This window comes from Balneola sp. (assembly GCA_002694685.1).
In the GTDB taxonomy this organism is placed as follows: domain Bacteria; phylum Bacteroidota; class Rhodothermia; order Balneolales; family Balneolaceae; genus Gracilimonas.
The window spans coordinates 132,963-151,999 of sequence record NZMW01000017.1; the positions used below are offsets into that span (position 1 = coordinate 132,963).

Genomic DNA, 19,037 nt, shown 5'->3' on the forward strand with positions numbered 1-19,037 from the left:
TTACTCTTTATGGGACTTTTTTGATTTAGGGGTTCGGATTAGCCATTGAGCTGGATCGCTTCCCCCAGTCTACCTTCTTAAACACGATATATAATCCAATTAGCACCATTGGGATACTTAGCAGCTGCCCCATATTTACCGCCCACTCGGTGGCAAAATCAGCTTGTGGGATCTTGGTGTATTCCAGAAAAAATCTTCCTGTAAAAAGCATAATTAAGAAAATACCAAACAAAGAGCCTTCTGGTGGATGGGCTTTATATCTCTTATAAAGAAACCAGAGTACAGCGAATACAGCAAGGCAGAGCAATGCTTCGTACAGCATAGTTGGGTGGCGTGGAATGGTTCCTGCCGGTCCGGGGAGGTTAGCAAAGATTACGCCCCAAGGAGCATCAGTAGCGGAGCCGACAATTTCAGAATTGAAAAAATTACCCGTTCGTATAAAAGCCCCTCCAACTGCGGAAGGAATAACCACACGATCAGCTAACCACCAAAAGTTCATTTTTGGGGCTTTTTTGGCTTGATAATATAAAGCGATAATGACCCCAACTGCCGCGCCATGGCTTGCCAGGCCTCCATTCCAGATTGCCAGAACCTGATCTAAGTTTCGCAGATAATAGGAGGGATCATAAAAAATGACATGACCCAGGCGCGCACCAATTACAGTAGCCACCAAAATCCAGGTCAGGATACTTTCCATCTCTTCGACTTTTCGTCCGGCGTCTTTCCACATCTTCACCCCAAACATGTAGCCAGATACAAAAGCACCGGCAAAAAGTAAGCCATACCAACGAGGAGCAATAGGGCCAAGGGAGAAAATTTCGGGGTCAATGCCCCAGGTCAGGTTTTGCAATAATGCGATCATAAAGGAGATTGTAAGAAAGTTCATCGGAAAATAAGAGCACAAATGAGAAAGTGAAACTAAAACCAATTTCTTAACTCATTTTTTTAATCAAATGCCTATACTTGTTTTAAGACAAAAACAGGGATCAAAACAAGGAATTAGTTTGCCACAAGAACGCAGATTTGTCCGGCCGCGGAAGCAATTGGTAGAAACTTTGCGCAAGAAAGGTATTGAAGACGTGCGCGTACTAAATGCCATTGAGAAGATTCCTCGCCACAAACTTATTGATACTGCACTCCATTCAAAGGCTTACAACGACACTGCATTACCGATCGGCATGGGGCAGACTATTTCTCAGCCCTTTACAGTAGCTGCTCAAACGGAATTACTGGCTATAGAAAAAGGGGATAAAATATTAGAAATCGGCACCGGGTCCGGATATCAGTGTATGGTTTTATGTGAATTGGGGGCTAATGTATATAGTGTGGAGCGCCATAATGACCTCTATCATAAGGCGAAAGAGGTGCTTCGTGAGTTCGGCTACCGAGCTATGCTGAAAGTTGGAGATGGTACGCTAGGTTGGTCTACCTATGCTCCGTATGACGGAATTGTTGTTACAGCCGGTGCACCCGTGGTGCCAGATGATTTGGTTCAGCAGCTTAGTGTGGGCGGAAGGCTGGTGATACCTGTAGGTGATGATAAAAAACAAATGATGCTTCGAATAACAAGAGTTTCAGAAAATGAATATGAGCGTGAAGAATTGGCTGACTTTAAATTTGTGCCCCTTATTGGCGAAAAAGGATGGGGTGGATCATAGTGCCTGAGCAAGAACAAGAAGAAACGTCGAATTCGCCTAAAGACACTACCACTTTTAAAGAAGCACCTTTCCTGACTCTCAAGGGCTTTTTGATGGGCTCAGCTGATATCGTGCCCGGTGTAAGTGGTGGTACCATGGCATTGATCGTTGGGATTTATGAACGGCTGCTGAATGCCATCAAAAGTGTAAATGGTAATTTCATAAAGCTATTCTTTACGCTGAAATGGAAGCAGGCTTTCAAAGAGATTCATCTGTTTTTCTTAGCAGCTTTATTTCTGGGTATTTTTTCTGCACTCGCATTTTTCACAAAAGTAGTACCGCTTCAAGTGTACATGTTTACCGAACCTGAAATTGTATACGGCTTATTTTTTGGGCTGATTGTCGGTTCCATCTACATCCTGATAAAAGCACTAGAGCGTTTTACTAAAACCGAAATGTTGATGTTGGTGCTGGGAATGGCTTTTGGAATCTGGATTGTGTCTCTGGTTCCGGCCGACACACCCGAACATCCCGCTTTTGTATTTCTGAGTGGAAGTATTGCAATTTGTGCAATGATTTTACCGGGAATTTCCGGTTCCTATTTACTCCTGATAATGAGAAAATATGACTATCTGCTTTCTCAAATCGGAAAAATAGGTGGTGTAGAAACGGTTGACGGTTTGCTTGGTCTTCTTCCTTTTATGCTTGGTGCCATAGTTGGTTTGGCAGCTTTTTCAAGATTCTTATCCTGGTTGCTTTCCAAATATCATCCACAAACTATAGCGGTTTTAATTGGTTTTTTGATTGGGTCTTTATACGTAATCTGGCCATATCAGCATCGGGATTTTGTGCAGAAGGCCGAAGTGACTCAGGTTGAATATATGAATCACCCGAAAGTTCAAGAGCTAATGGAGAATCCTCCAAATACGAATCTGCCTGAGTACGAACGTATCGGTGAAATCAGCAATGCTGAATCCACTTTTGATGAGATGAAGCAGGTTGAAATTGAAACTGTAAAGAACAAGCTCATTAAATCTGAACCTTTCATTCCGGGTTGGTGGGGATCTAAATCTGATGATGACCCAAATGTATGGGGCGGAATAGTCGGTATTCTTGTTGGGATGATGATGGTAGGCGGACTGGATATGCTTCGTAAGAAATAAGTATTCCCTTCAAAACCACTGGTACCCTTCCTTGTTCCTTCCCTCCGGCGCTTAGCGCTTGCAAGGAAGGAGACGCATGAAGAACGGCAGTGTTAGATTCTTATCATAAGAAGCAGAAAGTAGAATAGAGGGAAAATTTCACCAAAGCGTCCTCTTTCCTTGTCCCGCCTAGCGGGATAGGGAAAGAGACAGAGATAGGGTTCCGGTGGGTAGGGCGCCGCTCTATTACTCTTCCAAAAAAACCAAAATCCTCGAAATAACCCCATCCATATCCTTAAGCTCCTCATTCTTTATTCGTAAAACTCTTAGCCCAAGGTCGTTCAATACCAAATCCCGCTGGTAATCGCATGCTTTTTGAAATTCATGGACTTTACCATCAACCTCGATAACCAATTTTAACTCAGCGCAGTAGAAGTCTGCTATATAAAAGTATCTGTTATTTTGAATCTGCTCATGCACAAATGGTTTTTGACGAAGAAACTTGTAGCCTTTTAGTTGTCTTCTTCGCAGAACTCCCCAAAGTTTTTTCTCTGATGAGGTTGGAGTACTTCGAAGCTCTCGGGCGATTTCCGTTATTGATTTCCAGGTTATATACATGCTAGGAATAGATATATAATTGGGGGAATAATCAAGCATCTCCGGGACCCTTCCTTGTTCCTTCCCTCCTGCGCTTGGCGCTTGCAAGGAAGGAGACCCATGAAATAGATGATATGTAGGTTTATTCCATAGAAATAGAAAGTAGTATATGGTATAACTCTAACTAACGCGTCCTCTTTCCTTGGCGGACTTTGTCCGTTAGGGAAAGAGACAGAGATAGGGTTCCGTTAAGCAGGGCGCCGCTCAATTCCTGAAAAAACAACCTCAATACCTTCTCAATATGGAACATAATTGACGACTAACTTATTATATTACTAGAGTTAGTTCTTCACATAAAACAAGGAGCAGCTATGAAAGTCGATCGAATGTTAATACCTACCGATCTATCCGAAAAGTCAAATGCAGCCCTGCGATCAGCCGATCTATTCATTGAGAAATTTGATTGCACGGTAGACCTGATGCACGTTATCCCTTTATCGAAATATTTAGGGGATAGCTTTGATAAGTTGGGCATACCACTTGATATGGACAAAGAGGTCTATCCCAAAGTTGTAGAGGATCAGCGTAAGAGGCTTAGCACCTTTGCAAATGAGCATATCAAAAAGAAAGAAAAACGGGGAGAATATTTAATATCAATCGACCGTAAGCCCTCAGACTCTATCCTTAAGCAGATTAAAAAAGGAAAGTATGATCTTGTAATCATGAGTGCGAAAGGGGAGCATCATGCTGAATTTTTTCATGGAAGTGTAACCGACAAAATTATTCGCCGCTCTAAGACACCGGTTTTAACACTTTCTGATAAAATGAATTCAGAAAACATCAACACCATTGTAGTGCCGTGTGATTATTCGGAGCACTCTATGGCTGCTATCCCTATGGCTTTTGATGTCGCTGAAAAATTCAACGCAAAAATTGAATTACTGAATGTTGTTGAAATGTATGCCTACGATATTCAAGACATTGAGCCGGTTGGTATATCAATCGATGAAAAAAATGTTTACGGAGGCTTAAAAGGACGTTTAAAAACTTTCTTTGAAGATCATGAGCAGTTCAAGTTTAGCATAGAAGACGGTAAGGAAGATTTCGAAGATATATTAGTCCGCCATGAAGAGGGTGGAGATGTCAAAATTAATTTTAAATCCGTGATTTTGAAGTCTGTTGTAGCCCATCATGAGATTGTGGACTATGCCAATGAAAACGCAGACTTGGTAGTGATGAGTACTCACGGAAGAACTGGATTATCCCGAATGTTACTCGGTTCAACGACAGAACAGGTCATTCAGCATCTTAAAAAACCTCAGATTACTATAAAGCCGGATTTAGAAGAGTAGAGGGCGGGGAATAATCAAGCATCTCTGGAACCCATCCTTGTTCCTTCCCTCCTGCGCTTGGCGCTTGCAAGGAAGGAGACGCCTGAAGAACGGCAGTGTTAAATTCTTATCATAAGAATCAGAAAGTAGAATAGAGGGAAAACTTCACCAACGCGTCCTCTTTCCTTGGCGGACTTTGTCCGTTAGGGAAAGAGAAAGAGATAGGGTCCCGGTGGGTAAGGAACTATCAATTTCTTCTAAATTAAACCCGTTTTTTCTTCATTCAAACTTCACAGTAAATACACACCTTCCGGTAACAACTAATTAACCGGAGGTTGTTATGAGAGCTAGTCATATTTTGGTGCCCACCGATTTTTCTGAGGCTTCGCTGGAAGCGATAAAAATGGCCGCAAAGTTTGTTGAGTTATTCGATAGCACAGTCGACCTCATCCACGTAATTCCCCTTATGAGCTATTATGATGAAAGTATGCAGCATTTGGGAGTTCCGTTTGATATGGAAAAAGATCTGTACCCTAAAGTGCTGAAAACAGCCAATCAAAAATTGCATGAGATCGCTGAAGAATTTATCCCCAAAGAACATTGTGGGCAACTTATCAATCTGGTAGGTCGGAAGCCTTCGGAAGTGATATCCAATAAAGCTAATGAGAGTCATTACGACCTGGTTATAATGAGTAATAAGGGCGCGCATGAATCCGATCACATTAGAAGCAATGTCGCCGAGAAAGTTATCCGGTACACAAAAAAACCAGTACTAACTATTTCAAAGGCTTTTGATAAGAAAGACATCCATGAAATCCTTGTTACCGTGGATGGATCTGATGACTCCATTTCGGCATTAGTGCAAGCCTTTGACATGGCCAACGCCTTTGAAGCACAAATCACAATGCTTCACATCATTGAGCCATATTCATTGGGTATGGAGGTAATTCCTTATGCCGTAGAAAATGATGAAGCGGTGTATAATTCAATCATTAAAAACATCAGCAAGTTCTTTGAACAAAATGAGGAGCTTGGATTCAAGATGGAACGCACCGGTGTTGATTTCGAAGAAATGCTGGTACATCAAAAAGCAAGTGAAATCCAATCGGTGAAGGTGATCAGTATTGTTAAGAAAGGCTTCTCAGCCCATACTGAAATCTGTGATTATGCCAATGAAAATGCCGACTTGGTAGTGATGAGCACACATGGTCGTACCGGTATTGCGCGAATCTTGCTGGGTTCAACCACCGGAATAGTGGCACAGCATTTGAAAAAGCCATTGCTAACCGTACGGCCAACTTAACAAACGTACTAGTTGCTGAAGTTGAAATGGAGTGAGTGGATAAAGCCTGTGTGATTCCTTCGGGTGGCGCAGGCTTTTTTATGTCGAGGCTATATAATTTGATTAAGTTGGAATGAAAGCCAAAAAAGGCTTTTATCTGGATGGGAAACCTTGTAAATTTGCAGCCCTTTCAAATTTAAGAATGGGCCCGTAGCTCAGTTGGTTAGAGCAGTCGACTCATAATCGAGAGGTCGCAAGTTCAAGTCTTGCCAGGCCCACTTTTTTAATTAACGATCTCAGGGTTTAAATACCCCCTTATTTGTCCTCCTCCTTTAAAAAAAAGCTCATTTACTTACTTTTGTAATCGAATGGAAGGGAACAAAAGTGTACAATTCATTCCCTAATTTTCCCATTCTTGGTGTACATCTTGGTGTACATGAAAAAAGTAAGTAGTTCAGGTTTTTGAGAGTCGCTTCTAACTCTCAACTAAAAAGGAAACTACTATGGCATTTCTAACAAAACGCGGCAAATATTATTCGATCAACTGGAGAACTTCTGTTGACGGAAAAGTGAAATCTACTCGAAAAGCATTGGGCACCCGACATAAAGACGTGGCCGAGAAAATGCTTAAAGAACTGGAAAAGCTGGAATCATTGGGCAGGATCAATCCCTTCGCAAATGGTTTCGATCCCAAAAAAGAATTGCAAAGAAATACGCAGAAAGAAACTGTTCTTTGCAATACAGTGGGTGAATCCATTGAATTATTCTACAAATCAAAAAACCATCTTTCCCCGGCAACCATTGGAGCCTACCAGCGAGCTTTAGATCATTTTGTGGAATTAAATGAGTTATCGGATGTGCATCCAACAAATGTACTGAGCTACCATTTTGAAAATGTAATCTTCAAGAAGGGCATTACTTCAGCAACAAGGCACTACTACTTCCGACATTTTCGATCTTGGTGGAAGTTTCTGCTGAAAAAGAACATTGTGGAGAAAGATTATTTCACTATGCTAAAAGAAGATCTGCCCCGAATTAGAGAAAATACCCGGCCTAAAATGATTTCTGAGGAAGAACTTGGAATTCTTTATAAGAAATTCGATGAAGAGTTATCCAGAAAGAAAGACTTGCCCGAATTTGACCCTAATTTGGTTCAACATTGGTTCAAGCCTATTGTGTCTTTGTACTTCTATGGTGGACTCCGAAAACATGAAGCGGCTTATGATCCAGAATTATCCTACTCCGGATTGAAGGGTGAAAATCTGATCTATGAAAATGGAGAGCTAAGCTACATATCACTACCACCCACCAAAGGCCGAAAAGAACGGCTGATTCCAATCATCAATGAATTAAAAAAGGAACTGGATGCGTATTTAAAGATTCGTGGTAAGATAAGCCCCAGTGACTATGTGTTTATTTACACGGGTGGAAATACAAAAGGCCAACCGGTTCGTGGGATGAGAGTGTATCGGGAATTTAAGCGCTATTGTAAGGAAGCTGGAATTCCAACCTCTCGTACTTTACACGGTATGCGACACCAAGCCGTAACTACCTGGATTGAAAAAGGTTTTCATACGGCTGAGGCAAGCTATATGGCAGGTCACTCGAGTCAAAAGGTGACTGAAAAGTACACTCATTTAACGGTAAAGCTTTTAAAAGACAAAATGGACTCAATTTGACCCAAAGTAGATTCTATTTGTTCAGATATTAGGTAATGAATTATTTAGAGGTGATCAATTGGTTTTCGGTGATAGAAGCTAGTCTTTTTAAATTTACTAATTGAACAATTTAAATTAGTCCTGACTAAATGCTGAATTTCTTCAAAGTCGTTGAAACCCAAGCTCAAAGATATCTCTGTAAATGAATTTTCATTATAGCTAAGTAATTCTTTAAAACGCTCTAGTCTTAATAGATCGAAATAATCTTGTATGTTATACCCATTTATTTTTTTAAAGAGCGGGTCTAAAACTAAATATTTAGTTTGGAATTTTGACTCCAATAGTTCTTTGAGACGTGCATTGTCCACGATTTCTTCACTAAAATAAATCCATTTGATTAGAGTGATTTTTATTTGCTCTGACACCTTTTCGTTGTATGAAGAGATAATTTTGAATCCGTAAGGTTCAATAGCTTTTTCTACTTTCTCAGGGTATGGCTGGGGTAATTTATCAACCTTGATCGCAGCTTTATCCCAGTCAATACTTTCTATTGATATATCTTCCTGCTTAAAAATATTTCTAATTATTAATAAGCAATTCGGGCAAACCATGTTTTTTATATAAATAATTGTGTCCGTTTTATCCATGATTTAACCATTGTTTCATCGCTTAAATGAATATAATACCAGGAGCTTAAATCAAACTTAAATTATCAAAGAGACAGTTTGTCTATCTAAAACTCACATCATTAAGTATTTACCGGTCAAGAAGGCTGCACTGATAGTCTCCTTATTTATAACCGGTAAATACGTTTATAATTAATTAATGAGTTGCATATAAAATTGAGTTGCCTTCTTGATCAAAAAGCCTGACCTCGTATGAATCATCTGTATCTATATCCATCCCGGGAGAGGCAGCAGGCATACCAGGTGCAGCGATACCTACAGCGTCAGGTCGTTCTTCAAGCATTCTATTGATGTCCTCCACAGGAACATGACCTTCCACAATATAGTCATCGACAAAAGCAGTATGGCAGGATGCCAGATTTAAAGGCATATTATTAGTTTCTTTAATCGATATCATTTCGCTTGAAATGTTCACTGATACAGGATAGCCCTGTTTTCTAAGATAACTGGCCCATCTATCACAACAAGTACATTGTGGGTTCTTGTACATGACTACTTCAGGTAGATCCGAATTAATAGACTCAGAAATCCGATTATACTTTTTAGCGAAAGCCCATATTGTAATACCTGAAATGATGATAATACTTAGATAAAGAATTGGTTTTTTATACTTCTTCATGAGTCTTTAAATCTTTGTTAAGAGGTAGGGTTACGTCGTTCATGTTGTAAGAAGTCACTACCCGAGTCTCCTGATCTAATATGAACAGATTTACTAACCGGAGTCACATATATAATTCCATCCCCGGGCTGTCCACTGCGACCCTTGTTTCGAATGATTTCGACTACCCGCTCGGTATCTTTTTCACTACACACCACCACGAGTTTAACAATGTTAGTAAATCGTTCAGCAATGCTGACTGAAAGCTGGGCTTTTTCCGGGTCCGACATTCGACCCAGTCCCATTACATCGATTAGTGTCATGCAGCAGAAACCTTGCGCTTCCAGCCCGTCAATGACTTGTTCTGCTTTTCGTTTGCGAATAAATGCTTTGACTTCATTCATACTTATTACCTTTTTTGTTAGGTCTGGCAAGTTTGAAAAACCTGCCAGATCTTATTTCTGTTTGTCAATTAGTTAATTGTTGATCTTCGCCCGTTGTTTTTGTCAGTTGTTTCACTTCTCGACTCTTCCAGAGGTAGTACACCACTGGGAGTACAACTAAGCTGAGTATGGTTGCAGTAACCATACCTCCAACCATAGGTGCAGCAATACGCTTCATTACAGCTGCACCAGTTCCTATACCCCACATTATAGGTAGCAGCCCGCCGGTGGTAGAAAAGACGGTCATAAATATCGGCCGTATACGTTGGGCTGAGCCTTCCATAACAGCATGCTTAAGGTCTTCAAGGTTGTTCATTTTGTCATTATATTTGCGTTCGTTGTAAGCATTGTCGAGATAGGTAAGCATAACCACGCCAAGTTCAGCAGCTACTCCTGCCAATGCAATGGCACCAACACCCACAGCCACACTCAGGTTATACCCCAGGATATACATGAGCCAGAACGAACCTACCAGCGAGAAGGGTAATGTCAGCAGCACAATTATACTCTCCTGTAGATTTTTAAAGTTGAAGTATAACAGCAGAAAAATAATCAGCAAGGTGATTGGTACTACCACCTGAAGGCGCTTTTTGGCCCTCTCCATGTATTCATATTGCCCACTCCAGGTTAGGCTATACCCGGAAGGCATGTCCAGTCGTTCTTCCACGGTTTGTCGGGCTTGGTTTACATAGTTTCCGAGATCAGAAGTAGTTAAGTCCACATAAATCCAGCTGGAATAGCGGGCATTCTCGGTTTTAATCACAGGTGCGTCTTTGCGGATCTGCAGGTCGGCTACGTATTCAATGGGTATTTGAGCACCGGAAGGAGTGGGGATTAACACCCGTCCAAGATCCGTCAGGTTTTCACGGGTCTCCCGGGCATACCGTACGTTGACCGGATAGCGTTCGAGTCCTTCCACAGTTTCTGTTACGTTCATACCACCGATGGCAGATTGGATTACATCTTGTACATCACCGGTCGTAAGTCCATACCGGGCAGCTTCTTTACGGTCGATATTGAAGTCCAGGTAATTACCACCCGTGGTCTTGTCAGCGAAGACACTCAAGGTTCCTGGGACATCTCGTACTACCGAGGCTATGTCCGAACTGAGATCGGATAGCGTTTGAAGATCTGGCCCGGTTACTTTTATGCCAATCGGTGTTTTTATTCCTGTAGACAACATATCTATTCGTGTCTTGATCGGCATGGTCCAAGCATTAGTAAGTCCCGGTATTTTGATAGCTGCATCCATCTCTTGCTTTAACTTGTCGATAGTCATACCCTCACGCCACTCATCCTCAGGTTTTAACTGGATAATGGTTTCAAACATCGACAGTGGTGCCGGATCGGTTGAAGTTTGTGCTCGTCCTGCTTTGCCAAACACCGATTCTACTTCAGGAAAGGTGGCTATAATTTTATCGGTCTGTTGTAACAGCTCCTTGGCTTTGGTAATACTGATTCCGGGATCTGTTGTAGGCATGTAGAGAAGGTCACCTTCCTCGATGGGAGGCATAAACTCAGAGCCAAGACGATTCAGAGGAATTATCGTGAGCCCAAGAATGACAACAGAGGCAAAAACAGTAGTCCACTTGAAACGTAGGACAAAATTGATCACTGGACGATAAATCCAGATAAGAAACCGGGTAATTGGATTCTTATGCTCCGGTTGAATTTTTCCACGAATCAAGTAGCCCATTAATACCGGTACCAGTGTAACAGAGAGCAGCGCTGCGGCAGCCATGGCATATGTTTTGGTAAATGCCAAGGGTTTGAAAAGACGTCCCTCTTGTCCCTCTAAAGCAAAGATCGGGAAAAACGACACCGTTATAATCAACAAAGAGAAAAATAGGGCCGGTCCCACCTCTTTGGACGCATCAATAACAATTCTCCAGTGATCCTTTTTGCCCCTATCCTGTTCGAGGTGTTTATGGACATTTTCAACCATAACGATGGCAGCATCAACCATCACACCAATGGCAATAGCAATTCCTCCCAGCGACATAATATTGGCATTTATACCCTGGAAATACATTACCAGGAAGGCTGCCAAAATACCCATTGGCAGACTAATAATAATTACCAGTGAACTTCGGAAATGTAATAGGAATATTATTACTATTATTGCTACAAATATACTTTCCTCCAGCAGTTTATCCTGCAGGAATTCAATAGCCCGCTTAATCAGGTTGGAACGATCATAGGCCGTTTTGATAGTTACCCCTTCCGGCAGACCGCTTTCAAGTTCCTTCAACTTAGCTTTTACGTTTTCAATAGTTTGCAGTGCATTTTCCCCAAACCGCATGATGACCACACCGCCTACTGCTTCTCCCTCACCATTCCACTCGGCTACACCGCGGCGCAGATCCGGCCCGAGATGTACGTTGGCAACGTTTCTAACGAGAATAGGGGTGCCATTACCATCGGTTCCTATGGGTACATTCTCCACATCTGCTACAGATTGAATATATCCTTTTCCCCGAACCATAAACTCGGTTTCACTCATTTCTACCAAGCGGCCGCCTACGTCATTGTTACTGCGCTTGATGGCCATTTTAACTTTCGAGAGGGGAATGTCATAGGCCAACAGTTTATCCGGGTCCACTTCTACCTGGTACTGTTTGACATGGCCTCCCACACTGGCTACTTCGGCTACCCCGTCCACACTGAGTAGTTCGTACTTCAGGAACCAATCCTGAATGGAACGCAGTTGTTGGAGATCATACTGATCACCGCCATCTAAGACATATTCGTAAACCCACCCTACGCCAGTTGCATCCGGTCCAAGGGTGGGCGTAACCCCTTCCGGCAGGCTACTACCTGCAGTATTAAGGTATTCCAGAACCCGGCTTCGGGCCCAATACATGTCAGTATCATCTTCAAAAATGATATAGATAAATGAAAGTCCAAAAAATGAATAGCCACGGACCACTTTAGATTTGGGTACCGACATCATAGTAGTGGTTAGCGGATAGGTGACCTGATCCTCAACAACCTGAGGAGCCTGACCGGGATATTTGGTGAAAACAATGACCTGTACATCACTGAGATCGGGAATGGCGTCCACGGGTGTTTGATACATCACGTAGGTACCACCCGCCAGTATCAGGATACTGGCAATAATCACCATAAAGCGGTTATTTACAGATAGTTCAATTATTTTCTGTAGCATTTCTTAATTCTCCAAAATGTTTAAAAAGGTTTGTGCTTTAACTTTGCCCATCGATTCACATATTCATAGTTGAATGGTCGGTAGTGTCGGCTGGCATTTCATCATGATTCATTTCCCCGCCGGTCATATCCATATCTGAATGATCAATAGTGTCGACTTGTGTCTCATCGTGGTTCATTTCGCCACCGGTCATGTCCATATTCTCCATATCAGAGGTATCTTGCTTTTGCTGTAGCATTTTTTGAATCGCTTCCTGCAACCTGCTTTCACTATCGAAAAGGAACTGAGCAGAAGTAACAATTTCTTCACCCGGTTTGACGCCTTCCAATATTTCAATTTCATTGTTTCGTTCACCGCCTTCCATACCCAAGGTTACTTCGCGAGGCTCAAACGCCCCGTCTCCTTTGGCAACAAAAACGATATTACGTTCCCCGGTTCTGATGATAGCTTCATTAGGAATAACTGTTACGTTTTTCTTAGGGCGCGTTTGGATACGGACATTGGCAAACATCCCCGGCTTTAGTTCAAGATTAGGGTTGGAAAATTCCAGCCGCACCTGAACGGTTCGGGTTTTCTGGTCCAGGGTGGGGTATACATAGGCAACGATTCCTTCATAGGTTTTACCCGGTTGATAGGAAAGTTCCATTTGTGCAGGTTGTCCCTCTTCAATCCAGGGTACCTCGTAGTCGTACACGCTTGTTTGCACCCAAATGGTTGAAAGATCTGCTATTTTATACGCAGGTGTACTCGCTTTTATATACTCGCCTTCTATGGCATTTTTATGAAGCACTATTCCAGAGGCAGGCGATTTTAGCGTAATAGCTTTCTTGACTTCCCCACTTTGTTCCAGTTGTTTTATTTCTGAATCAGGAATGTCCCAATATTCTAGCCGTTGGCGTGTAGCATCAAGTAGGCTACTTCCTCCAGAACGGATGGTTTCAAAACTGCTGGAGGCTACCTTTTTCTGGGTTTTTAGAGCCAACAGGTATTCTCTCTGAGTGGTCACCAACTCAGGAGAGTAGATACTGAATAGCGGTTGCCCCCGTTGCACCATTTTACCTGTATAATCCACGTAAAGCTGCTCAACCCAACCTGAAATTTTTGGACTTACAGTAAAAAGTTTTTGTTCATCGTAATCGACTTTCCCAACGGCACGGACGACTGTTGATAAATCTTTTTGCTGAACTTTGGCCGTTCGAACATTCATATTTTGTACCACCACGGGATTTATTGATATCATCCCTTCCGAGCTGCTTGCTCCATCGGCATATACCGGAACCAGGTCCATACCCATACTAGATTTACCGGGTTCATCATAAATTTCACTTGGATTCATCGGAGCTTGCCAGTACAGTACTTCGCGATCTTCCTTTTGCCTGGTATCTGATTCAGCCTTCGGCATATTCTGCATCTCTTCCGCGGTTTCTGTAGAAGATGCTGAACTGTCAGTAGTTTGTTGTGTTCCCAGCCAGTAACCACCTAGTGAAAAGGCGACAACTGCTCCGAGGGATAGTAATATTGATTTGGTATTCATAATGGTTGTACTCATTGTTTAAATTTTGAAAAAGGTTTAAAACTCTGTGCCGGTTAGTGCTTCTATATCTGCTATAGCTTTATGGTAGTCGGCTAAAAAGCGATGGTAATCCAGGCGAAACTGAAAAAGCGTTAATTCACTATCAAGTAGAGACAAGAAGTCCACCTTGTCATTCTGATACCCGGCTATTGATGACTCCAGGGATTCTTCGGCCTGAGGAATAATCCCTGTTCTGTACAGTTCCAAGAGTCTCTGGTTTTTTTCAAGGTCAGTAAGTGATTGTTGAAGTTTTTGTTCAATGGAATTTGCTACATTTTGATAGCGATACTCTATAGACGACTGTCGAATTTGGGTCTCTTGTACCTTTTTATTCTGCTTTTTATTTAAAAAGAGAGGAATTTTAACATTGAACATAGCCGAGACAAAATCATAGCCCTGCATCCCGTTTTGCAGTTCATTCCGTTGGGTATAAGCAACACCAACTGAAAAATCAGGATATCGGTCTTTCAGTGCTAAATCTACCTTTTGCCCGCTTTGCTTAACGGCCGTTTTCCATGCTGCAAGTACCGGGCTGCTACTGTCGGCTCGCTGAATGAGCGTTTGTAGTTTGCCCGTCCAGGGTTCCGGTTCCATAACAACAGCCTTGCCAAGCGGCGAATCAGCGGGGTCGTTTAATAGAGTATTAATGCGGGCCTGCACAGCTTCACGCTGTTGGAGAAGCTTGAGTTCTTGATCAATCATTTTTGAAAGAGCTACTTGTGCTCGAAGTACGTCCGGTTGCGTGCCTTTACCCACACCATACCTTGTTTCGGCTATTTCTACAAATTCCTTGAGCAACTCTTGGTTTTTCGCAACTGTTGCAAGTGCTTGATCTATGTAATAGAGGTCGTAATAAGCTTGAGAGGTGTTTTTTATAAGCTGATTCTTAAGTTCTCTATACCGATGCAAAGCTATCTCTGACTCACTTTTTGCAATATCACCCTTCAGACTAAGTTTTCCTGGGAAAGGGAACGGTTGCATCAGGGATACCTGCTTGCCTGTCATAGGCTCCTGATCAAGTGCAAAGCTGTTGATCGGCAGGTTCATGATATTTAAACCTAGCGTCGGATCGGGTAATGCTTTTACCTGTGATATCTTAGTTTTGCTGGCATCCCAGTCTTTATTTGAAGCCATTAATTCTGGATTTTGTTCTAATACTTTTTGTATAAGCTCATCCAGTAATAATGTGGAGTCTGGTGTTTGAGAAAAACTTAAATTAGATGAAACAAGGAATAGTGATATTCCGAAGAAAAATCCCTTTATCATTATTTTTTTCATTCCTAAATCCTTGGTTTAAAAGGCACAAAGCCCGTAGTTTGATATATTGTATTTAACCCAAACTACGAGGGGAATGCTTAAATGAAGCTTAAATCATAAGAAGTTTTTATTTCTATAGGTTAGGTGGCTATACCAAGATGGTGAAACAGAAAAAAGAGAAGGATATTAAGGCTAATTAATTCGATTTTTGGAGCTCAGTATGGCTGAAAATACGAACTAAGTGGAGGCCGAGAAGAAGTACCGGGATGTGATTCACAAAATTGAAGACTTGCAACGGATATAAGGTCCGCTGTTTAATCTCATTGACTCCTGTACTGGCGATGTGGCCAAAAGCGAGTGCCCTATTCTTGAGGCCCTGGATGGCAAAAGCGTAGCTGGGGAAAAACTAAGATGAATCCCGATATGGAAGATATAATTTTAAGCTCTATTATTACCTGCCCGGAATGTGGAACACATTCGGAAGAACAAATGCCTGAGGATGCCTGCCAATTCATTTGGCAGTGCCCGAATTGTAGTGAGATTATAAAACCGAAAAGAAATGACTGTTGTGTATTTTGTTCTTTTGGTGATACTCCATGCCCTCCAGTTCAAATGAATAAAAATTGCACCTAAATCAGGACCAATGCAAAGCAATAATTTTCCATTCTCCCTTTTCTTTCTTCAGAACTGCTAACTCGAGACTGGTTCGGTCAATTTCTCGTTCATTATAGGTCCCGATCATTTTTGTTTGGGACGATACCCAGGCTACATTACCTTCGATGGTTATTTGTTCAGAAATTAATTCACGATTCATCGCACTTAGAAACCTACCATCTGAATGAAAGTGGTGAGAAAGGTACTGTTCTTTTGTTTCACTGTTGTTTCCTTCCAGAATGACTACATCATCATGAAGTAATTTGGAAGCAACTTCCGAGTTATTTTCAACAATGGCATTTTCGAAGTCGCCCAGTATTTTACTAACAGATTGTTCTTCTGACTGTTGAGCCAGGGCTGTCATGGAAATGCTAATTAGCACTAATGTAAGAGTAAATATTTTATTCATAAGGTTTACCATATTTGGTTTTAATTGTAAAATTTAAGATCAAAATTTTGCATTCATATTAGTCCACCGATCGTAGGTTTTCTGGTCCCATAAATTTTGTATATAGGCAATAACAGCTATTTTTTCCTCTTCAGAAAGTACTTCCCTGAAAGCTGGCATATTGCCACCATATGGTGCTCCGCCATTATTAATAGTTTGTACTAATATTTCCATCGGATGATGCCAGGTATGTGCCGTACCATTTAAAGGAGGTGGCGGGAAGGATCCATCAGGGTTTGGCTTCTTCCAATTCTCTACCAATCCCTGGCCTTTTGTCCCGTGACAACGGGCACAGTTTTCTGAAAATACGACCCTACCCATTTTATATTGTGACTCTGTGTACCACCTGTTATTCTTAAAGGAGTCATCCACCATTTCGGGTTTGGATCTTTCATTCTCAGAGTTTCCACACCCGATAAGAATAAAAAAAGGCATCAAAAGCAGTAGGAAATCAATCCTTAACATTTCATAAATAATTTACGAGTCATAGTCATTTAATTGAGTTGTGTTAAAGAAATGCTGTCGATGATTACAGTACCGCTTCCGTTTAGCCGGAGTCCAACTTTCCCGGTTTCCGGGGCATCTCCATGCCCGTGAACGGCCATCTCCTTGTTAATATACGCTCTGAAATGAGTGCCGTTGACCACTGTACGAACAAACAGTATGCCGGAAGCCGAATAGCTTTCCTCACCAAAAATGTTAGTTTCTCCCCCGATTACCCGTCCCTGTGTGATGGTTCCTTCGGAACTAAGGGTGACGAAATCGTAATTTTGAGCATCTTGCACATGGTTGACCAGCTCCACCTCGCCATCAAAATTCGACAGATCCAGGTAATAATCGACCTGCATATTTAGTAAAACATTTCGTACAGTAAAAAAGTTGGGAGATGATTCGGGAGTCAATTGTATTAAGTAGTTATCTCCACTTTTAACAACTGAGGGCTGAAGATCCTGAGGAGCTCCTTCAAGCCACTGGAACTTTGATAGCAGCGTACTAACACCATTGGGGCCGATCTCCCATGACCAATTCCCATTATCATTGACTGTGAAGGTTGAATTTGACTGAAGCAAGCTGTCAGTTGTCGCAGAAGCATTCGCAGAACTTTGCTGCTCTAACAACTGTCCGGTTCCAGCTCCATAACCAAATACCAACTTGGCACCGTGGTCTCCGGTTTGAAAAAGAAGAAACACTCCGGGCAAAGCTATGACAAATGCAAGGATTCTGAGACTAAATTTGTCCATTATTTTATACCAATGAAGCGCGATGCGTGCCGCTGCATAAAGTCCAAAATACCAGACAGTCCAAAATGCCCAGTCGGCATGATTGTTTAATACCGATTGAGCTTGAGAGGGCAAAAACACGGTGTCGGCGGCTGATTGGCCTGTATAATAAGCAGCGATAGCCGCAACCGCTCCCAATCCATATAGAATAGTATTTTTCCCCTCGTCCCACCATTTTTTCGGAATAAAGAAAGTCAGCAAATTCAGTCCTGCTGCCACAACAAGCAGAGCAATGGGAAAATGCACCACCAACGGGTGGATATTGAGCGCCCATTCGGGTATTAAATTCATATCAATCATTTAATTTTATCATTCTCGTGATTAAGTAAGATTACTTCTAATAAATATCTTTTTAAAAATTGACGCATGTAGGGGAATCTGAAAGAATGTTAGGGATTGGGATTAATTCCCATCGATATTTCCTAAACGATTTGAAACCCAGTTTTATCTATCGAATGTAATGTATTAAAACCACATCCTTACGCCTCCCACAACGCCCAAGGTGCTGACCTCACCACCTTCCAGACGGGCAAAGTCAGCGGTGCTACCAAGTTTTTGGTTCCACGATATACCCACATAAGGAGCAAACTCACGTCGGATCTCATACCTGAGTCTAAAACCAAGCTGAACATTATTAATACCAGAACCGACTCCCCATTCTTCAACTTCCTGCAAGGCCAAATTAGTAGCGAAACGAGGTTGTGCAATCAATCTTTGTGTAATAAGCAAGTCTATTTCTCCTTCAAAAGTTGCTGATATATCTCCATCTTCACTAAGTTGAAGACTTCCATCCACTTCGAATAAGTAGGGAGCAAGACCTTGAATTCCAACAACCGCAAATCCACGGGTATTATTTTCGATAGAGTTATAGGCAAGGTCATATCTTAAACCGGCCTGAATGTCAAAATAGGAGGTTATTGCACGGCTATATAAACCCTGGAATTCCATTTCTCCTTCTTTTTCAGAAGTCAGCGCTTCGCCTTCAGCTTTATACCAAAATTTATTGATGTCTGTACCGAGATAACCCTGGACATCCCACACAATCGGACTTGGATCCCCAATTGAATAATATTCAAAGCGATCAGCTTGGAAAAAGAAGTAGGTTTTATTATCCGGCATGATATCATTACTAAATGGAGGGGCTTTTTGGGCAATTACCGAATTTGTCCCCAATAATAATGAACACATAAAAAGAGCTAATGCTAATGTTGGTCGAATTTTTTTAATAGTTAAATTCATCAGAGTTAATAGTAATTCAACTTTTATTTTTATTCTTGTTACA

General features: G+C 41.7%; 18 protein-coding genes and 1 tRNA gene. 7 read left to right on the plus strand and 12 right to left on the minus strand.

Going from position 1 to position 19,037, the window contains the following annotated elements; all coding sequences use genetic code 11:
• Positions 1-25: 25 nt before the first annotated feature.
• Positions 26-862, minus strand: coding sequence for a prolipoprotein diacylglyceryl transferase (gene lgt, locus CL667_16635; protein ID MAL19326.1), 837 nt, complete (start codon positions 860-862; stop codon positions 26-28).
• Positions 863-953: 91 nt separating this feature from the next.
• Between lgt and CL667_16640 the strand changes: the two genes are divergently transcribed.
• Together CL667_16640 and CL667_16645 are read left to right on the plus strand one after the other, a co-directional pair.
• Positions 954-1,658: a protein-L-isoaspartate O-methyltransferase gene (locus CL667_16640; GenBank protein MAL19327.1), complete on the plus strand. Its 705-nt coding sequence runs from the start codon at positions 954-956 to the stop codon at positions 1,656-1,658.
• Positions 1,643-2,800, plus strand: coding sequence for a DUF368 domain-containing protein (locus CL667_16645; GenBank protein ID MAL19328.1), 1,158 nt, complete (start codon positions 1,643-1,645; stop codon positions 2,798-2,800). The genes CL667_16640 and CL667_16645 overlap by 16 nt, the downstream gene beginning before the upstream one ends.
• Before the next feature lie 225 nt (positions 2,801-3,025).
• On the opposite strand, the gene CL667_16650 is transcribed toward CL667_16645, so the two are convergent.
• Entirely contained in the window at positions 3,026-3,376 is a 351-nt protein-coding gene (locus CL667_16650) for a cytosine methyltransferase (protein ID MAL19329.1), read from the minus strand.
• A 371-nt stretch (positions 3,377-3,747) separates the two neighbouring features.
• Here CL667_16650 and CL667_16655 point away from each other — a divergent pair, with 371 nt between their 5' ends.
• The 4 genes from CL667_16655 to CL667_16670 all read left to right on the plus strand — a co-directional run bounded on the left by CL667_16655 (position 3,748) and on the right by CL667_16670 (position 7,668).
• Entirely contained in the window at positions 3,748-4,728 is a 981-nt protein-coding gene (locus tag CL667_16655; protein ID MAL19330.1) for a hypothetical protein, read from the plus strand.
• Positions 4,729-5,047: 319 nt separating this feature from the next.
• Positions 5,048-6,010 carry a hypothetical protein gene (locus CL667_16660; protein MAL19331.1) on the plus strand — a complete coding sequence of 321 codons (963 nt, stop codon included), beginning with the start codon at positions 5,048-5,050 and terminating at the stop codon, positions 6,008-6,010.
• Between the two features lie 183 nt (positions 6,011-6,193).
• Positions 6,194-6,267, plus strand: a tRNA-Met gene (locus CL667_16665).
• Positions 6,268-6,492: 225 nt separating this feature from the next.
• A complete protein-coding gene (locus CL667_16670) occupies positions 6,493-7,668 on the plus strand; it encodes a hypothetical protein (protein MAL19332.1) in 1,176 nt (391 codons plus the stop codon).
• A 44-nt stretch (positions 7,669-7,712) separates the two neighbouring features.
• On the opposite strand, the gene CL667_16675 is transcribed toward CL667_16670, so the two are convergent.
• From CL667_16675 to CL667_16700, 6 genes are all read right to left on the minus strand, one after another.
• The gene (locus CL667_16675) at positions 7,713-8,294 is read right to left on the minus strand and encodes a hypothetical protein (GenBank protein ID MAL19333.1); all 582 of its coding nucleotides are present in this window, start codon (positions 8,292-8,294) and stop codon (positions 7,713-7,715) included.
• Between the two features lie 175 nt (positions 8,295-8,469).
• Positions 8,470-8,952 (minus strand): metal-binding protein, encoded by a 483-nt coding sequence (locus CL667_16680; protein MAL19334.1) that lies wholly within the window; start codon positions 8,950-8,952, stop codon positions 8,470-8,472.
• 17 nt (positions 8,953-8,969) lie between these two features.
• Positions 8,970-9,335: a hypothetical protein gene (locus CL667_16685; protein ID MAL19335.1), complete on the minus strand. Its 366-nt coding sequence runs from the start codon at positions 9,333-9,335 to the stop codon at positions 8,970-8,972.
• A 64-nt stretch (positions 9,336-9,399) separates the two neighbouring features.
• The gene (locus CL667_16690; GenBank protein MAL19336.1) at positions 9,400-12,543 is read right to left on the minus strand and encodes a CusA/CzcA family heavy metal efflux RND transporter; all 3,144 of its coding nucleotides are present in this window, start codon (positions 12,541-12,543) and stop codon (positions 9,400-9,402) included.
• Between the two features lie 55 nt (positions 12,544-12,598).
• A complete protein-coding gene (locus tag CL667_16695; GenBank protein ID MAL19337.1) occupies positions 12,599-13,837 on the minus strand; it encodes an efflux transporter periplasmic adaptor subunit in 1,239 nt (412 codons plus the stop codon).
• Positions 13,838-14,113: 276 nt separating this feature from the next.
• A complete protein-coding gene (locus tag CL667_16700) occupies positions 14,114-15,394 on the minus strand; it encodes a hypothetical protein (protein ID MAL19338.1) in 1,281 nt (426 codons plus the stop codon).
• A gap of 402 nt (positions 15,395-15,796) precedes the next feature.
• On the opposite strand from CL667_16700, the gene CL667_16705 reads away from it, so the two are divergent.
• Positions 15,797-16,006, plus strand: a complete 210-nt coding sequence (locus CL667_16705; GenBank protein MAL19339.1) for a hypothetical protein — start codon at positions 15,797-15,799, stop codon at positions 16,004-16,006.
• A gap of 1 nt (position 16,007) precedes the next feature.
• Here CL667_16705 and CL667_16710 read toward each other — a convergent pair whose 3' ends face one another.
• From CL667_16710 to CL667_16725, 4 genes are all read right to left on the minus strand, one after another.
• Positions 16,008-16,436, minus strand: coding sequence for a DUF4440 domain-containing protein (locus CL667_16710; GenBank protein MAL19340.1), 429 nt, complete (start codon positions 16,434-16,436; stop codon positions 16,008-16,010).
• A 39-nt stretch (positions 16,437-16,475) separates the two neighbouring features.
• Complete coding sequence (locus CL667_16715; protein MAL19341.1) at positions 16,476-16,940, minus strand: hypothetical protein; 465 nt, start codon at positions 16,938-16,940, stop codon at positions 16,476-16,478.
• Positions 16,941-16,969: 29 nt separating this feature from the next.
• Positions 16,970-18,055: a hypothetical protein gene (locus CL667_16720; protein ID MAL19342.1), complete on the minus strand. Its 1,086-nt coding sequence runs from the start codon at positions 18,053-18,055 to the stop codon at positions 16,970-16,972.
• 165 nt (positions 18,056-18,220) lie between these two features.
• Complete coding sequence (locus CL667_16725) at positions 18,221-18,994, minus strand: copper resistance protein CopB (GenBank protein MAL19343.1); 774 nt, start codon at positions 18,992-18,994, stop codon at positions 18,221-18,223.
• Positions 18,995-19,037: the final 43 nt, after the last annotated feature.

What these genes read in the sequence shown, in the direction of transcription:
- CL667_16725 (MAL19343.1), bottom strand. Translation starts at nt 18,994, where the DNA reads ATGAATTTAACTATTAAAAAAATTCGACCAACATTAGCATTAGCTCTT.
- CL667_16695 (MAL19337.1), bottom strand. Translation starts at nt 13,837, where the DNA reads ATGGGTATGGACCTGGTTCCGGTATATGCCGATGGAGCAAGCAGCTCG.
- CL667_16645 (MAL19328.1), top strand. Translation starts at nt 1,643, where the DNA reads ATGGGGTGGATCATAGTGCCTGAGCAAGAACAAGAAGAAACGTCGAAT.
- CL667_16640 (MAL19327.1), top strand. Translation starts at nt 954, where the DNA reads ATGCCTATACTTGTTTTAAGACAAAAACAGGGATCAAAACAAGGAATT.
- CL667_16670 (MAL19332.1), top strand. Translation starts at nt 6,493, where the DNA reads ATGGCATTTCTAACAAAACGCGGCAAATATTATTCGATCAACTGGAGA.
- CL667_16655 (MAL19330.1), top strand. Translation starts at nt 3,748, where the DNA reads ATGAAAGTCGATCGAATGTTAATACCTACCGATCTATCCGAAAAGTCA.
- CL667_16685 (MAL19335.1), bottom strand. Translation starts at nt 9,335, where the DNA reads ATGAATGAAGTCAAAGCATTTATTCGCAAACGAAAAGCAGAACAAGTC.
- CL667_16710 (MAL19340.1), bottom strand. Translation starts at nt 16,436, where the DNA reads ATGAATAAAATATTTACTCTTACATTAGTGCTAATTAGCATTTCCATG.
- CL667_16675 (MAL19333.1), bottom strand. Translation starts at nt 8,294, where the DNA reads ATGGATAAAACGGACACAATTATTTATATAAAAAACATGGTTTGCCCG.
- CL667_16690 (MAL19336.1), bottom strand. Translation starts at nt 12,543, where the DNA reads ATGCTACAGAAAATAATTGAACTATCTGTAAATAACCGCTTTATGGTG.
- CL667_16660 (MAL19331.1), top strand. Translation starts at nt 5,048, where the DNA reads ATGAGAGCTAGTCATATTTTGGTGCCCACCGATTTTTCTGAGGCTTCG.
- CL667_16705 (MAL19339.1), top strand. Translation starts at nt 15,797, where the DNA reads ATGGAAGATATAATTTTAAGCTCTATTATTACCTGCCCGGAATGTGGA.
- CL667_16720 (MAL19342.1), bottom strand. Translation starts at nt 18,055, where the DNA reads ATGATTGATATGAATTTAATACCCGAATGGGCGCTCAATATCCACCCG.
- CL667_16715 (MAL19341.1), bottom strand. Translation starts at nt 16,940, where the DNA reads ATGTTAAGGATTGATTTCCTACTGCTTTTGATGCCTTTTTTTATTCTT.
- lgt (MAL19326.1), bottom strand. Translation starts at nt 862, where the DNA reads ATGATCGCATTATTGCAAAACCTGACCTGGGGCATTGACCCCGAAATT.
- CL667_16700 (MAL19338.1), bottom strand. Translation starts at nt 15,394, where the DNA reads ATGAAAAAAATAATGATAAAGGGATTTTTCTTCGGAATATCACTATTC.
- CL667_16680 (MAL19334.1), bottom strand. Translation starts at nt 8,952, where the DNA reads ATGAAGAAGTATAAAAAACCAATTCTTTATCTAAGTATTATCATCATT.